The organism is Rosistilla carotiformis, from assembly GCF_007753095.1.
Taxonomy (GTDB): domain Bacteria; phylum Planctomycetota; class Planctomycetia; order Pirellulales; family Pirellulaceae; genus Rosistilla; species Rosistilla carotiformis.
Window position 1 is genome coordinate 639,847 of record NZ_CP036348.1, and the last position, 16,864, is coordinate 656,710.

9 protein-coding genes are annotated in these 16,864 nt (G+C 58.7%); 3 read left to right on the forward strand and 6 right to left on the reverse strand.

What is annotated here, in order from left to right:
• The first annotated feature begins 155 nt into the window (after positions 1-155).
• The gene (locus Poly24_RS02365) at positions 156-4,490 is read left to right on the forward strand and encodes a hypothetical protein (protein WP_145089920.1); all 4,335 of its coding nucleotides are present in this window, start codon (positions 156-158) and stop codon (positions 4,488-4,490) included.
• A gap of 81 nt (positions 4,491-4,571) precedes the next feature.
• Here the strand turns inward: Poly24_RS02365 and Poly24_RS02370 are convergent, their stop codons facing one another.
• The 4 genes from Poly24_RS02370 to Poly24_RS02385 form a co-directional block, all read right to left on the reverse strand.
• Entirely contained in the window at positions 4,572-5,090 is a 519-nt protein-coding gene (locus Poly24_RS02370; protein ID WP_145089922.1) for a GNAT family N-acetyltransferase, read from the reverse strand.
• Positions 5,087-5,356, reverse strand: a complete 270-nt coding sequence (locus Poly24_RS02375) for a type II toxin -antitoxin system TacA 1-like antitoxin (protein ID WP_145089925.1) — start codon at positions 5,354-5,356, stop codon at positions 5,087-5,089. Before Poly24_RS02375 ends, Poly24_RS02370 begins: the two co-directional genes overlap by 4 nt.
• 228 nt (positions 5,357-5,584) lie before the next feature.
• The gene (gene hisN, locus Poly24_RS02380) at positions 5,585-6,400 is read right to left on the reverse strand and encodes a histidinol-phosphatase (RefSeq protein WP_145089928.1); all 816 of its coding nucleotides are present in this window, start codon (positions 6,398-6,400) and stop codon (positions 5,585-5,587) included.
• Entirely contained in the window at positions 6,378-7,094 is a 717-nt protein-coding gene (locus tag Poly24_RS02385) for a signal peptidase II (RefSeq protein WP_231753431.1), read from the reverse strand. Before Poly24_RS02385 ends, hisN begins: the two co-directional genes overlap by 23 nt.
• A gap of 215 nt (positions 7,095-7,309) precedes the next feature.
• On the opposite strand from Poly24_RS02385, the gene thrC reads away from it, so the two are divergent.
• Positions 7,310-8,734 (forward strand): threonine synthase, encoded by a 1,425-nt coding sequence (gene thrC, locus Poly24_RS02390; RefSeq protein ID WP_145089934.1) that lies wholly within the window; start codon positions 7,310-7,312, stop codon positions 8,732-8,734.
• A gap of 150 nt (positions 8,735-8,884) precedes the next feature.
• Positions 8,885-9,325 (forward strand): YraN family protein, encoded by a 441-nt coding sequence (locus Poly24_RS02395; protein ID WP_231753432.1) that lies wholly within the window; start codon positions 8,885-8,887, stop codon positions 9,323-9,325.
• 30 nt (positions 9,326-9,355) lie between these two features.
• Here Poly24_RS02395 and Poly24_RS02400 read toward each other — a convergent pair whose 3' ends face one another.
• A complete protein-coding gene (locus Poly24_RS02400) occupies positions 9,356-13,990 on the reverse strand; it encodes an Ig-like domain-containing protein (protein WP_197452262.1) in 4,635 nt (1,544 codons plus the stop codon).
• A 296-nt stretch (positions 13,991-14,286) separates the two neighbouring features.
• The gene (locus Poly24_RS02405) at positions 14,287-16,809 is read right to left on the reverse strand and encodes a dockerin type I domain-containing protein (protein WP_145089940.1); all 2,523 of its coding nucleotides are present in this window, start codon (positions 16,807-16,809) and stop codon (positions 14,287-14,289) included.
• Positions 16,810-16,864: the final 55 nt, after the last annotated feature.

Below are 16,864 nucleotides of genomic sequence, written 5' to 3' on the forward strand. Positions count from 1 at the left end.
GCCCGATCTTTCCAACTTCGCAGCTCGATTTGTTGCGATTGGGCGGTGGCTGCGAATATCCTGATTGGGCGGTCGGTTCACCCGTTGGAGGGTGTTCTTGGGGGGCGTGATTCCCCACCGACGCCGCAATTCTGGTCCTCGATCCGAAGCTGTTCATGTTCCAATCTGCACGGTTCCTGTTCTTTGGTCTTACAAGTTTTGTATTGCTTTCGCAGGCCAGTCCCCTCGCGATCGGGGCACCCATCGGCGGCGACCTGTTGGACCGCGGCGCGTTTGCACAGTGGGTCGATGGGGAGGAGTCGGCGATCTCGGAATCGGACGCGAAGCAGGGGCCCGGTAGTCTCGTCTGGAGCGAAAAGCATCGGCCCGATTGGAAAGGGGTGAAGTTCGGCCAGGGGCGGGCTGCGGGACCGCGGCATCTGAGGATTGGAATGACCGAACCGACCGCCATTGGCAGCGTATTGGTTCGCGGCGGCGGAACGCTCAGCGTGCTCAAACCGGGCGTGCCCTATCCCGGTAATTTGGCCGACGATTCGCAGTGGATGATTGCGGAGCGGTTGATCGACGGCCGCCCGTCGCAAGAACCTGTCGATCGCGAGGGTTATGCAATCTGGTTGCTGCCAGCTGGTACGCAGACCCAGGCGGTTCGTTTCAGTCACACGCCGGCGGCGGGCGATCCCGAAATGGCGGGATGGATCGGTGGTGTTTGGATCGACCGCCAGCGGTTTGGCAACGTCGCACCTCAGGCGGTCGTGCAGTCGGTCGCGCGCGAAGATGTCGGTGCGCGGCTTGTCGATCGATCGAACAATCGAATGTGGAAGACATGGGACAACGGAGAGCAGGGAGCTGCGCAGCCGATCTCCCTATCGAATCCAGAAACCGTCACGCTTACATGGTCCAAACCGGTGACGCTCGATGGTCTGTGCTTGTTGTGGACGGGCTTCGCCGCGCTAGAGGTCGACGCTTTTGGTGGATCGGCCGGCTCGCAACCATTGGATGCAGCCGAAACCGATTGGCAAAAAGTGGGCGGTCGCAGCGAGATGGATCCGTTGTATCCGATGGGGCTGGGGCCAAACTGGGTGCCGTTCGATAAAACGGTCACAACGCGAGCGATTCGGCTGCGGATCGTCGCGGGAGCCAAGGCGAATCATTCGCATTTGGAGAGCAAGGTGAAGGATGGGCGACGCGTTTGGTTGGGCGAGCTGATGGCGATTGCTCCGCTGGCCGACGACGCTCACCTGGCGAGTCTTGTGTTGCCGCAAGCCAGCGAAGTGCCGCCACCGATTCCGGTTCGCTTCCACCTGCCCGAAGCTGGTTTGGTGACCTTGGTGATCGAGGATCAGAACGGGCAACGGGTGCGGAATTTGGTCAGCGAGACGCCCTACCCTGCTGGCGAGAACGTTGCCTGGTGGGATGGCAGCGACGATCTGACGCGCGATCCCGAAGCCGCTCGCCACGGCGTCTACTACATTCCAACGCGGTTTGTCGAACCGGGAACCTACACCGTGCGTGGACTGTGGCGAAAACCGCTGCAGCTGCGGTATGAATTCAGTATCTACAACGCCGGCAAACCCGCTTGGCGAACGGCGGACAATACAGGTTGTTGGCTGACGACGCACACGCCGCCCAGCAGCATGGCGGTCGTTCCCGGTTTGCGAACCGCCGACGGAGAGCCGTTGGTGTTTATGGGGGCGTACGTGGCCGAAGGTGGTCATGGTTTGCAGTGGTTGCGCGAAGATGGCACCAAGCTGGGCGGGCAACATTGGGTCGGCGGACACTGGACCGGCGCGCCGACGTTGGCGGTCGACAATGGGGATGGTGCGGTTGCCGATCACCTTTGTTATGTCGGGTCGATTTGGGAGGGTGAGTTGCGGCTGACGGCGAAGACGCGGAAGCTGCAGGACGCGGAGGTCTTTAAGCTGGTGTTGGGCAAGGATCCGAAGAATCGCAGCAACGCCCCCCTGCCCTACCCCGAGTTGGAAGGTTTTGACGGTGGTGAGAAGCAGTTTGTGTTGGGCGGTCTGGCAGCTCACAACGGCTCGCTTGTCTGTTCTTTGGTGCGGCAAAACGAATTGTTGATCGTCGACTCGGCAGAGGGCAAGATTACCTCGCGGATCGCGTTGGACGATCCTCGCGGTTTGGCATTCGACGATCGCGGTCGTCTGCTGGTACTCAGTGGCAAAAAGCTTGTCCGCTTGGAGACTCTTGCCAGCGAGCCGCAAACGATCATCGGCGATGGATTGGAAGACCCCCGGCACGTCGCCTTCGCGACCGACGGGCGGATGTTTATCTCCGATCGAGGCCAATCCCATCAGGTGAAGATCTTTTCGCCCGAAGGCAAGTTGATGGGGACGATCGGCCGACCGGGGGCTCCCGCCGCGGGACGTTATGATCCGTTGCATATGAACGATCCGAACGGCTTGGCGATCGATACGCAAGGTCGGCTGTGGGTTGCCGAGTCCTCGAACCATCCTCGACGCGTCTCGTTGTGGAGTGCCGACGGCAGCCTGCAGCGAGCCTTCTATGGGCCGACGGAGTATGGTGGCGGCGGCGCGCTCGATCCACGCGATCCCACGCGGTTCTATTACAAAGGGATGGAGTTTAAGCTCGATTGGGAAGCGGGGACCGATTCGCTGACTCGTGTGTTCCATCTGCCCAGCCCGCTGTTGGATGCACACTACGGGCCGTACTCACCCGACACGCCCCTCAACCCTCCCCTTTCCTCCGGGCGACGCTACTTCACCAGTTGCTATACCCACACGCCGACCAATGGCGATAACGTCGCGTTCCTGTGGCTCGATGAAGAGCCGCTGACCCGATTGGTTGCGGCCGTCGGCGACGCTCGTTCTTGGAGCGTTCTGCGCGAGCCGGAGTTTCACGATCGCTGGCCCGCGGGGTCGAAGCCGGCGGAGGACCGGCCTCGCGATGCAACGCCGGTCGCTTTCGCATGGACCGATGCCAACGGCGATGGTAGGCCGCAACCGGAGGAGTTGCAGTTTGTCGCCGAGAGCTGTTCGGGCGTCTGCGTGATGAACGATCTCTCGGTCGTTGTGGCGCGGTATGGCGATCGCAACGTCCGGATCGCTGCAAAGATCGATGCGGCGGGGTTGCCCCGTTTTGACATGCACCAGCCCGAGGCGCTTGGTCCCGCGGCGGGGAGGCCGCAATCTAGTGGCGGGAATCAATCGTTGACCGAACCGGGTGGCTGGACGATTCAAACCAATGCGCCCGAGCCGTTTTCGCCTTACGGTTTGGGAGGTGGTTTGAACGGGAAACCGCGTTGGAGTTATCCGAGTCCTTGGCCGGGGCTGCACGCCAGCCATGAAGCCGCCGTTCCCGATCGGCCTGGAATGGTGATCGGTCACACGCGGTTGTTGGGAGGTTGGATTCAGGGGAACGCGGGGCCGATGTTCTGCGTCAACGGGAACATGGGGAACATGTACCTGTTTACCGCCGACGGTTTGTTCGTTAGCACGTTGTTCCACGACATCCGCACGCGGCCGAACTGGGCCGCTCCGGTTGCTCAGCGGAACATGGATGTGACCGATGTTTCGCTGCACGACGAAAATTTCTGGCCCAGCATCACGCAGACCACCGATGGCAAGGTCTTTTTGGTCGATGGTGGACGCACGAGTCTCGTCCGCGTCGACGGTTTGGAAACGTTGCAGCGGTTGCCCGAACTGAATTTGCAGGTGAGCAGCGACGATTTGCAGGAGGCTCGGCAATGGTTTGCAAACGTCGAATCACAGCGGCAGCAGCAGCGCGGTCGCGGGACGGTGGAGGTGCCGTTGCGGCGGACGCCTCTGCAGGTCGATGGGCAGTTGGACGATTGGCCGGCGGAGACCGATTGGGCATTCATCGATCGACGTGGCATCAAAGCCAACTTCAACAGCGACTCCCGGCCGTATGAAGTCAGCGCTGCGGTGACCGTCACCGATTCGCATCTGTTTGCTGCATGGCGAACGACCGAGAAGAATCTGCTCGCCAATTCAGGCGAAACGCCCAACGCACTCTTCAAAACAGGGGGATGCTTAGATCTGATGCTTGCCACCGATGCCGGTGCGGCAGCCGATCGCCGCTCGCCGGTTCCTGGGGATCAACGGCTGTTGATCACTCAAGTCGATGGGCAGACACGAGCGTTGTTGTATCGGGCTCGTGTCCCCGGCACGAAGCAGCCGGTTGGGTTCAGTAGTCCCTGGCGGACGATCGAATTGGACGTTGTGGAAGATGTCAGCCGCGACGTAACATTGGCCGCCGATGGGCAGGGGAATTTTGAGATCAGCATTCCGTTGAAGCGATTGAACTGGCAGCCCGTCGCCGGGCAAACGTATCAAGCTGACCTGGGCGTGTTGCGAGGTGCCGGCGGGCAGACGACGCAGCGGGTTTATTGGTCGAACAAGGCGACAGCGATCACCGCCGACGTACCCAGCGAAGCAGAACTGACCCCAAGCCTCTGGGGCCGCTGGAAAGTTGTGGCTTCGGAGGAGTGACACGACCATGATTCTCGAAGAGTCGCGAGGATGTTTCTGTTCTGGTTTGCAGCAGTCGATACCGTTTTGATTGGGTAACGTCTATGTTGCCAATTGCTGAAGTGTTTTGAATGGCAGATACATTCGCATCGGGTAACCGGGCAAAGTCGCGAAATCAAAACGCTGATAGAACTGCTTTGATGGTTCGTCGACGCAATCGAGTATGACCGCAATGAACGAGAAGGTTTGGGACGCGTCGAGACAGTCTTTCAACGCGGTCGCAAGCAAGCGTTGTCCGATCCCTCGGTGCTGAAACGAACTGGCAACTCCTAACCAAGCGAGTACCGCCACGGGGAGTCCTCGTTGAGGAAGCGACCGAGCGAGCTCGGCCGGGAGGTCGGAAAAGTCGACCTGTGAAGTCGCTAGCGTGTAGTAGCCGACCAGATGTGCATCGGCATCCAATAAGACCTTGGTCGAACTAAGGTGCTTCTTTTGGCTCTGCAACGCAGACTTCTTCAGCCACGATTCGACTTGCGTCTGCCCGCAACGGAAACTTTTCCGGTTGTGCGATTTGTCGAGCAGTTCAACACGCCATCCGTCGGGATAGCGGACGCCGCTCACGCCTCGCCTCGCATCATCGCTCCCAGCTCTTTTTGAGCCTTGGACAGTTTAGGCGGCTTGGCCAGAGCATTCCAGAACTGCAACTGCTCTTCGGCCGTCATGGCAATCGTCTGCGCTTCGGCAGCTGCCAATTCCCGTTCGGCTTGTCCTACGACAACGCTGCGGACGTAGTCGCTGACGCTGATTCGTCGAAGTTCAGCGGCCGCATTCAGCGTCGCTTTGGACTGTTCGTCCAGTCGGACCATCAGTGAGCTTGTTTTTTGCATCGCGAGATATGCTCCTCGATTCGAATCTGCCGTTTCCCAATTGTATTGCTGGTTGCAATACGTGGCAAGTTTTTATCGGGCTGCGGTCCGAGATCGGAGCGTTGGAGGCGGTGCGCGCGTGGGAGGCGATTTTTGGGATCGCCGTCACCTGGGGCTTGCGCCGCCAGGCTTTACGCGATCGCCGCTCCGCGGCTGGCGGGGGGGCGTTTGGCTTGAGTGGGGTGGAGCTTAGCCGCCGAGGTGCGATAGGACTTGGGCGTGCAGGTGGCCGTTGGTGCCGAAGGCGTCGCCGCCGCGGATCGTTGGATTGCCTTTCCAGTCGCTGAATTGGCCGCCGGCTTCGGTCAGGACCGGCTGGACGGCGGCGACGTCGTAAGGGTTGACGATCGGATCGACCATGATGTCGGCGCGGCCGGTGGCGACTAACAGGTAGCCGTACGCATCGCCCCAGCTGCGAGTGATCGATGCCGAGAATTGAAGCTTGTCGTACGCCGCGGCGGCTCCGCGGTTGGCAAAGCTGTCGACTTGGCTGGTCAGAAAGACGGCGTCTTCGATGCGGTCGCAAGGCGAGACGTGGGCCGCGGTCCAAGAGGCATCACGGTTGCGGCGATGCCACGCGCCACTGCCAATCGCTGCGACGATCGATTCGCCCAGGGCGGGGATCACGATCGCCCCGGCGATCACTTGGTCATCTTTCTCCACGGCGACAAGCGTCGAATAGAGTGGAACACCACAGATGAACGACTTCGTGCCGTCGATCGGATCGACGATCCAACGGTAGCCCGAACTGCCCTGCGTGTCGGCAAACTCTTCGCCCAGGATCGCATCGTCGCCATACGATTCGGCGACCCGTTGGCGGATCAGTCGCTCGGCGCTGCGATCGGCTTCGGTCACCGGCGAGGCGTCTCCTTTGCGATCGACAGCAAGTGTCGCGTCGCCGAAGAAGTTGAGCGTCAGTTGGCCGGCGGCATGGGCCAAGTCGATCATCGCTGCGACGCGACCTTCGTCGCGCGTGGACCATTCACTGGGAGGAGTTGTCGTCACGGTGCGCCTCGTTGGATTCTTCTCGAGAGTTGGGTTTGTCGTCGTCGAATTCATCGACAGGGAAAAACGATCGGTAGATCAGCATCGCCGCGCCGCAGACCAGCAGGCTGTCGGCGATGTTGAAGTTGGGCCATTTCAGTGTGTCGCTGGCTTGGAACAGAATCCAATCGCGGACTCCCGATTGCCAACGCGGATCCATGCCCGGTTCCCACCACAATCCGAGCCGATCGTAGAGGTTGCCGATGATGCCTCCCATCACGCATCCCAGGGCGATGGTCAGCAGCCACTGGTGGGCGGCTCGTTTGACGAACAGCCAGACGAAGATGGCGATCGCCGCGACGACCGAGATCGCCGCAAACAGCTGTCCCTTGCCGGCGCCGATTCCAAAGACGGCGCCGATGTTCACGGCGGTTTCGATGCCAACATAACCTTCGACAACCCAGTGGGGCGGCCGCATGCCGGGCAGCCCACGCCATGCGAACATCGCTTGCTTGGTCCACAGATCGGCGATCGCACCGAGGATTGCCAGTGCGAAAAAGGTGACGTAGCGGTTGGCGGGAATGGCTGGCAAAGGGTTGGAGTGCGACAAGGGGCTTCCGTCACGCGATTGGAGAGGGGGATTGGAGCGGCCGGCGGGGGCGTTTGCTAGCACCTGCGGATCGCCGTTGGGACTGAGCATCGTCGCTTTCTCCACCAGAATACTCGTTTTTTGTCTTGCGGTTCCTGTTGCTTCGTCGAATTTGAAACAGCATACCGGAAATCGAATTTTCTGGTCTCAATTAGCAGGTCTGGCGATGCCAATCTAGCGACAAACGAGAAAAACCGATCTATTCTATAGTTTGGGACCGATGACTTGGCAAAGTCCCCCGAATTACACAATCCGCCGCCACGCAATCGAATCACGCTATCATGCTCCAGACGAAACCATCGCATCGCAAGACCGAAGGAATCGCGCTTCAGAAGTGCATCTCGCCCTCCTGTGGCGCCACCTACGAGGCGGAGTCGGTGCGCACCAGTTGCGATCGGTGCGGCGATCTGGTCGACGTGGTCTACGATTGGGATCGCGGTACGGTTCCGACAAAGTTGAAGGACTTCGAACAATTCTGGACGCAGCGGCACGATCGGCTGCGGTTCAGCGGTGTTTGGCGATTTAAAGAGTTGCTGCCATTTGCCCCCGACGACAAGATCGTCACCGTGGGGGAAGGTCAGACGTTGCTGCAGCAGGCGGAATCGGTCGCCCAATACGTCGGTATGAACGCGGGCCAGTTGTATCTGCAGTACGAGGGGATGAACCCGTCGGGCAGCTTCAAAGACAACGGCATGTGTGCCGCCTTCACTCACGCGCACATGATGGGTGCCAAGCGAGCGGCTTGTGCCAGCACCGGCAACACCAGCGCGTCGTTGGCGATGTATTGTGCGGTCAGCCAATTGATGAAGGCGGTTATCTTCGTCGGATCGGGCAAGATCGCCTACGGCAAGCTCAGTCAGGCCCTGGAGTATGGTGCGTTAACCGTGCAAATCGCTGGCGACTTCGACGATGCGATGATCCGCGTCAAGCAGGTCAGCGATGAACTGGGGATCTATCTGGTCAACAGCGTGAATCCCTTCCGGCTGGAAGGCCAGAAGACGATCATGTTCCGCGTTCTCGAAGCGTTGCAGTGGGAAGTTCCCGATTGGATCGTTGTTCCCGGCGGCAACTTGGGGAACAGCAGTGCGTTTGGCAAGGCGTTTACCGAGCTGAAGGAACTGGGGCTGATCGATCGGATTCCACGCTTGGCAGTGATCAACGCATCGGGAGCCGACACGCTGTACGAACTGTACGAACGCCGCGGCGTCCGTTGGAACGGCGGCAATGTCGACATGGATCCGATCCGTGCGTTCTACGACGAGATGGACCGCGATGGGGCCAAGGCGGACACGATCGCCAGCGCGATTGAGATCAATCGCCCGGTGAATTTGAAGAAGTGTCTGCGCGCGTTGGAAGCTTGCGATGGCGTCGTCCGCCAGGTCTCCGACCAAGAGATCCTGGACGCCAAGGCGAAGGTGGGCGCTGGCGGAATCGGTTGCGAACCGGCCAGTGCAGCAAGCGTTGCCGGAGCGAAGATGCTTCGCCGCGAAGGGGTGATCGCCCCGAGCGACCGCGTCGTCTGCATCCTGACCGGGCATCAGTTGAAAGACCCGACAGCGACCGTCGCCTATCACACGACTGACCAGGCGGTCTTTAACGACGTCTTGGGAAGCCGCGGCGTGCAGCGGGCCAGTTTTGCCAACCGAGCTGTCGCGTTGCCCAACGATTTGGAAGAGATCATCAAAGCGATCCGGTTGTATTCTTAAGCCGGCATCGGTCGCTGGTCGGTACGCGAGCGGTCCGCCCTCCCCTACCCTGCTCCATCCAGTTGGATGGAGTCTTCCGTCGCATAGCATTTCATCGACTGGGCGGTTTTGCTGCGCAATCGCGTTGCCGGACGCTGTAGAATCGGTGTTGTGCTTACACAACTAATGCGTCGATTCGACGACTGGCGGTTTGGTAAAATCGATCTCAGTCGCCCCCTGGGAGAGCGTGGCGAGCGGGCTGCGGAGCGCTATCTTCGCAAGCTGGGCTATCGGATCGTCTCGCAGAATGATCGCCAGGGAATCGGAGAGATCGATCTGGTGGCAGTCGACAAACGAACTGTGGTGTTCGTCGAGGTCAAGACGCGGACAAGCGATCATCGCGGACATCCGGCGGACCGGATCGATGCCGACAAAGAGCGGCGACTGACACGCGCCGCCCTCTCGTTTCTGAAACGCCATCGGTTGTTAGAGCACCGGGCGCGGATCGATGTGATCGCCGTCTGGTGGCCGCCGGGGCTGGAGCAGCCCGAGCGGATCGAACACTACAAGAACGCTGTCGAGCCGACTGGTCAGTACCAATGGTTCAGCTGACCTCGTCGGAATCGTCCCCGATTCGCAGGATTAGGTTCCTGCAAAATACTCGTCGACAGCCTCGGTGTAGGCGTCAAGGCTAGCTTCCCCTTCGGGCAAAGTGCTTTGAGTGAACGCGACATCGCCCAGGACGCGAATGACGGTGTCCCCGGTTTCGGGATCTTCGATCGAGATGAACAGCGATCGTTGAATCACGACGGGGTTCGATTTGCTACCGTCGGCGTACCATTTGGTCAGTTCTAGTTGGTTTCCGTCGTCGCTTAACGTCGCCGTGATCGCTGCCGCATTTTGGAAGCCGGTGCCACCCTTCACAAACATGAACGACATTTCGTCGTTTTCGTCGATCCCGAAGACGATCCCCTGTTGCGAAAGGGCTGCGAGGTCCGCGTCGGTCAAGCCACCATTGGCACGTTGCAGTGCCATCAGGTAGCTGCCGATGTAGCGATCGAGCGTATTGCCAGCGGTCGCACTGAGGCTCTCGGCGGTGAAGGAGTTGTCTTTGAATTCCTCTCCACCCGCGGGACCAATCACGATTTCAATGCTGTCGGGATTGCTCGCGCTGTCGTTGACACCGGTTGGAGTCTCGTAGGAGAGCGTGTATGTGCCGGGAGCGACATTCTCGAATTTGAAGTTGCCGTAGGCATCGGAGAGGACCGACAAGGCGGGCGCGCCCGCTTGGGAAAGGGTGACGCGAACGGCACCGAGTCCAATCTCGCCAACGTCTTGGGAACCGTTGGGTGTGCTGCCGTTGGCTTGATCGACGTAGACCGATCCGCTGATCGTGCTTGGTTGGAATGGCAGAATCTCCACGTCGACGATCCCGATACGTTCGGAGAACGAATCGGTCACGGTGTAGGTGAATTGAGTCGCTTCGGCATCCGTTTCGCTCGGGGTCGTCAAGACGATCGAAAGGCCATCGGCGCTCAGTTCAGCGGTTCCAACCGACGGCTGGGTGATCGATGTGATCGTCAGCGGATCGCCTTCGGCGTCCGAATCGTTCGCCAGAAGGTCACTGACGAGGATTGTTTTGGTCAGCCCTTTGTAGGTCGAAACCGTGTCGTTACCAACGACTGGAGCGGCGTTGTTGGTGATCGAAATCGTCGCCGTTGCCGTTTCGTTAGGTGTGCCGTTGTCGCGAACCGAGATCTGGAACGTGTCGGTTCCGGAGAAACCAGCAGGGGGCGTGTAGGTGATCGATTGATCGGGGTTGAGGACGACGCTGCCATTGGCCGAAGTCGAGCTGCCGGTGCTAATCGCAAAGATCGTTAACTCTTGGCTCGATTCATTGGAAGGGCCGGGAGTTGCTCCGGTCAGCAAGGTGCTCTTGTCCAAGGTGATCGCTTCGGAACCTTGGGTCAGTTGAGTGACGGGAAGCAGGTTTGGAGCATCGTTGATCGACGCGATCGAGAAGCTGGCTGTTGCCGTTGTCGTATCGACGCCGTCGCTGATCGTGTAGGTGAACGAATCGTTGCCGTGGTAATCGGCAGCCGGTTGGAAAGTGACGACGCCACCGGAGAGCGTGACCGTGCCGCCGGCACCGGAGGTGGCTGCAACCGCGGAGATCACAAGCGTTTGCTGCTCGTTCGGTGGACCTGCCGAATCGTTTGCCAAGACGCTTGCAGGAAGCGTGAAGGTTTCGTCTTCGTCGATTTCGAACAACGTGTCGGCACCAAAGACGGGCTTGTCGTTGACCGAAGCGACATTGATCGTGACGGTCGCGGTGTTGGCACCGATCGCAGCCGCTTCGGAATCGTTTCCGCTGGTGTCGCTGATCGTGTAGGTGAAGGTCAGACCGCTGGTGCTGAAGTAGTTCGCTGCCGGGGTGAAGGTGACGACATCGTCGGTCTTGGTTTCGGTGCCTTGGTCGTTGATCTCCAGCGTTCCCGCGGCGGCGGGGAAGCCCGTGGTGTCGATCGATTCGAGCGTCACCTGGTGCCCTTCGTTGCCGAGGTCATTGGCTAACACATTGATGTTAATCGCGCTCGAGTCTTCGTTGATATTCACGATCTCGGGGAGTGCTCGTGGGCGAACCGTGGGGACGATGTTCAGTTGAACGTCCGCGGTTGCTGAGAGTCCCGCGCTGTCTTGCACCGTATAGGTGAACGAAACGTCCGTGCTGACAAAGGTGGCCGATGGTGCGGTGTAGATTAACGACTGTCCGTTGCTTGCAATCGTGACGGTGCCGCTGCCCGCCGGCGGATTGGTGACGCTGACGATCGTTAGGGTTCCGGATTCGCCAGGGCCCGCGGTATCGTTGCTAAGCACATTGACGGTTCGAGGCGTCAGGCCTTCGTCGAAGGTCTCGGTGTCATCGTTCGCTTCGGGCGGATCGTTGACGCCAGTAATGTTGACCTGAACCGTGGCGGTAACGGGAGCATTCACTCCGTCGGATAGAGTGTACGTGAACGAGTCGGCGGCGGTGCCAAAGACGTTCGCCGCAGGAGTGTACGTAATCGTGCCTGCAGACGCGTTCAGGGTGGCGGTTCCCGAAGCGACGCCGGTCCCGCTGGTCACACTCGCGATGCTGAAGATGTTGTTGTCGTCCGAATCGTTCGCCAAGAGCGTCGAAACGTCGAATGTCAACGGTGTGTCTTCGGTGACGGTGATCGTGTCGTTACCAGCGATCGGCGATGTGTTGACGTCGGTTACGTTGACCGTGACGGTCCCCGTCGCCGTTCCGCCCGCGCCATCGCTGATCGTGTAGGTGAAGGTGTCGTTACCAAGTTCACCGTTCTTCGGCGTGTACAGGATTTCCTTGGTCGAAGAGTTGAACGAAACCGTTCCTCCCTTGGACGACGCGGGGGAGACGTCGGTAACGCTCAAGACCTGAGCCGATTCGTTATCGGCGCCCTTGAGGTCGTTGGCCAGCAAACGATCGGCGGTGATCGTCAACGGATCGGTCTCAGGCGTCGTCAGGCCTGTGCCAGAATCGTTGACTGCCGTGGGAGGGTCATTGACCGGGGTGACTGTGATCGAAACAACACCGGTCGCTTCGACGCCTTCGCTGTTAACAACGGTGTAGGTGAAGCTGTCGGGACCGTTGTAATTGAGATTTGGCCTGTAGGTGAAGCTGTTGGTTGTGCCAACGCGTGTGACGGTACCGTTGGTCGGTTGTGTGAAGCCGCCGGTGGTCTTGATGGTCAGCACGCCCCCATCGATCTCCACGTCGTTCGCAACCGGATCGAACGCGTTGCTTGTCGTGTCCTCCGCAACAGTCAGACTGTCGGCGCCAATCGTGATGTCTTCGGGGACTGCGACAAACGTGCCGCGGACCAAACCGTTCCCGTTTTCAGAAAGATCGATTTTTACGCGATCGTCAGGCACGCTCACGTCGCTTCCAAAGACGACAAGCTCGGTTCCGGTGGTGTCGGGCAGGTTCAAGCTGAACGTCACATTGTCAGCGGGCTGAACCACGATCAATTCGAGGCTAAAGGCCTCGAAATCCTGTCCAGTGTACACTGGATCGTCTGGAGCGATCCCGGGAAGGCCGGCTCCAGAGAGTGAGCTCGAAAAGCCACCAACCTCGTCGAAGACGACGTCGTCGCCGTCGACGTTTCCATCGCCGGTGAGCGTATAGACTCCATTTGCACCGAAAGTGTACAAAGATTCTTCGTTCAGGTTCGTCGACCGGAAATCGATGTTGTAGCGGAGCGCGTTGGGGTTGAACCCCTGTGCCTCGTCGTTATTTATGTAGACGGGGATTTCCAAAACCGAGGTTGGGATGTCCAGCAGTTGGCCACCAATGTCGGTGAGATTGGTCGTAACCTCAAACGCAGTGATGTCGATGAGTTCTTCGTCGTCGCCGGTATATCGAACCACAAATTCAAATGGGTCGGTTGTCTCGGGCCGAACGCCGTTTTGATAGACAATGATACTTCCAGCTTCAAATTCACCTGCTTGCTCGATTGCATTGGCAAGCGATCCTTCGATACCATCGTTGCGGATGTCATCAATAGTCACTGTGGCGGGCGTTTTGCCAGGGAAACTCACCTGGTAGCTACCGCCAGCGGTTGAATTGAAGTTGGGCCCGAGCGTTAGTATCTGCGTTTCGCTCAGAACCGGCGCGAAGGCGTCCTTATTGTTGGCCAGAATATCCGCATAGACAGTGTAGGCACCCAGTGGCTTGGAAATGCCAGTTGGCGCGTGAGACCATCGAACTTCAAGATTGAATTTCTCACCGACCATCAGTTCGAAATCTCGAGTGATCATCGGGTTGGAGGAGGCCGTGGGATCGTTGGCTCGCAGCAAGGAGACGTTGTCTTGAGAAACGTCCAAAGTGAGCTCAAGAATGTGGCCAAGTTCTCCTTCGCCACGATTGATCGTGTTCAGAACACGCAATGCATCGAGCGGCGTAATGAAACCGTCGTTGTTGACGTCGGGGAAGACTTCCTCACCGTTGGTCGATCCCAATTCACCACTCGCCGACGAATTGGCGGAGTTTAAACGATTGATCACGATCAACGCATCGACCGCTGTCGTTTGATAATCGCGGTTCGTGTCGGTGCCGAAAATATAGTTGTGGTGCGGGTTGAGTCCATCCATTGGGACCGCAATGTCCGCGGCAAGCAATTGCCGGCCTTCCAACGCCTCTCCAAACAATTTCCGCCGTTGCCGGCTGGTGCTTTTTTTGCGTGACTTCAAAAACCGTTGGCGCAGTTGGTTCATCGCCATTCCTATTGTTTGGTCTGCGAGAAGCGGGGTCGTTATTTACGATGATCGATGCGTTGAAGCTTGCCGGAAAATAAGGTTTGACAAGACATCCGGGGGGGCCGTGCACGTCGGGGTTCGTGGGGGAAGACACGAATACGAACGGTTGACTACAGCAATTTCCCCTATCTTATCCAGACTGCCAGGGTTAGCAAGTTTTCTTGGTCATGAGAATGTCGTCGAGGTGCGAAAACAGAAGTTAGAACCAGAAATACCGCTATAGTTCCACTAAAACCGAGAATAAAGTTTTGCCTTTAGAACGGTTCTGCTGAGGGGCCCGATGGAAGTACGTTCCATTGTAGGGAGCTTATCGAGACTTCTGTTTCGTTTGCGTCGTCTTTTTCTTCCGGATTGGGGGACGCTGTTTGATTGGTCGGTGTCGCGTGTTGGGTAATTAAACCGGGGATCGGTTGGAACAAAGCGAGACGTTGCGTCGCGAAAAATGCATCGGTCGCTTGTTCGTGATCCGATGGTGCAACCAAGCTTTCCTTGTCGGTTTGCTCACCGGCGACCTGGGAAAATGCCTGCAACGGAACACTTGCCGAGGCATCACGAACGACCTCGGTGAAGCGGTCCTCAGGGGACTGGTCGCTCATCGCGACCGATTCCCCTTCGCTGGAGGCAGATGGAGTACGTTGGATGGCGTTGATGACGTTCAGGACGTCAATGGGCGCGATCAACCCGTCGCCGTTGACATCAAAATAGCGGGCGCCGATATCGTCGGAGGTCAGTGCGCGGCTGCCGTTTCGATTGATTTCGTTAAGGATTTGTAGGGCATCGAGCGGTTCGAGCGAATTGCTGTCATTGACATCGAATCGGTCGGCGGGATTTTGCCACGGGCTTGTCAGTTGGAGCACGCGGACGGCGACTTTTGACTGAATCGCGCCATTGGTCACGTCGACGTCGATCAGCGGATCTTGAATCTGGAAGATCTCCGGACGCTCGGTATCGATTTGGATTCGGTATTGGCCGTCGGGCAGTCCGACAAACGAAAACGTTCCCAATCGATCGGTTTGAGTGGCTGTCGGCGTGCCGAATCGCAGGTTGTCCAGCGCGATCGAGGTTTCGGCGTGTCCAAAGACCTGGACCGATGCGATCTGTGCCGTTTCGGTGGCAATTTCAAGCGTGACGCTCTCTCCCGTCGCGATGGCGTCGCTAGTGACACGGTAGATCAGGTCTCCGTTGGAATCGTAGGCTTCGATTCGGCCATACGCGGGGGCGGTTAATGCAGTCGCATCGATCCAGACCTGCCTGACGGGGTCGTCGAACGTGGCTTGGAAGATTTGATCGCGCGCCGAGGACCATGATTCCGAACCACGGAATTGTTGAATCGCGAGCGCCGCGAAGACATCGGTCCCCGTGGTAGCAAACTCCGATTCCACCGCAAAAACATCGCTGTTGACGGCAGTCCCGATGGCAGAAATCGTCACCCCCGGCGTTTCTGGCACGCCGCCAGTAGGGAAATTATCGGGGTCGACGCCTTCTACCAGGGAGATAGGCTGTCCCAGTTCGTCGATCAATTGGATTGATAAGCCCGCAACTCCAGGATCCGCCGAATCAAACGTCTGGTCGTTTTTGCGGTCCAACCACACATGACCGGAGATGGCTGCTACCGATTCGGTGGTGGCCGGAAGATCGGCGGTGCCGGTGAAGAGATTGCTGGTCACTCCGGTTTGTCGATCGACTGCACGAATCCGGATCTCGTTAAACGCAGCACTGATTGGGATCTGCAGGTCCAGGGCGGCCGTTTGCAGGTTGGGCTGCGCTGCGACGATCCAGTCGCCACCATCGATTTGGTATTCGATCCAGCTGATTTCGTTCAGGGTGATATCGTTCTGCAATCCCGATGGGTTTTGATTGGGCAAAGCCTGCGCGGTGGCGGTCCCTTGGAAGCGATAGGTGCTGGTATTGCTATCGAATCGCCCACTGCCGGAGAGTTTCAGCGGAACGTCCAAGACGTCGAAGATTCCATCACCATCACTGTCCTGCCAGCCGACAAGTGCCAGCGTCGAAGCCGCACTCGTGTGATTCAAGAAAGCCGTTTGTAGGACGGTTCCCCCCGACATAATGCTCGGCTGTTGGACAAACCCAGCCTGAGGGTTGCCATCGATCGCGTTCGAGTTGAGCGTGTTGTAATAGCCTCGACTTCGTTGGGCGGATGCCCCTCCCTGATATTCATCGAGGGCATAGAAAATATGCCCCGCTTCGTGCGAAAACGTCGATGTTGGACGCGACGATGGCGAGACAAAAAACAGTCCTCCGGGCAAGGCGAAGGCTGTCGAGAACGAGCCCCCCGATGCGAATTGACCATTGGCATCCGCTGCGGCGACAAAGATCGTAAACGACCAGTCCGTGTCCAGTTTCTGGCGTTGGGCGTCGTTGAATTCGCGAATCCCTTGGTCCAGCGAACCGCTGTCGGCGTGGCCTACGTCATGCAAAAACTGCGAGACCCAAAGCACGTAATCGTCCGAACGCCGGGCGATGGGTTCGTAAGGGGATTCGTACGGCGTGGTGGCAAAGCTGTCGTCGATTACGAATTCCAGCGAATGGACGGTATTGAGTTCGTCCAGCGTGTCGGCCCACCACTGCATCCCCTCGGTCACTTTGGCCAACGTCTCGGCGATCTCTTCGGTCGACCAGTCCTGGCTGCTGGGATCGATCGAGCCATCGCTTTCGATGAACACCGGGGTTACCGCCACGCGGCCCAGCAGATACTCGGCCGTATCGAACGAGCTCGCCCCCAGTGGTAAACCGGCCAGAAGTTGCCGGCTTTCCAAGTGTTCGACCCTCAGGGCGCAGCGCCGCCGCGAATTTCGGCGTCGCGATAGTCGC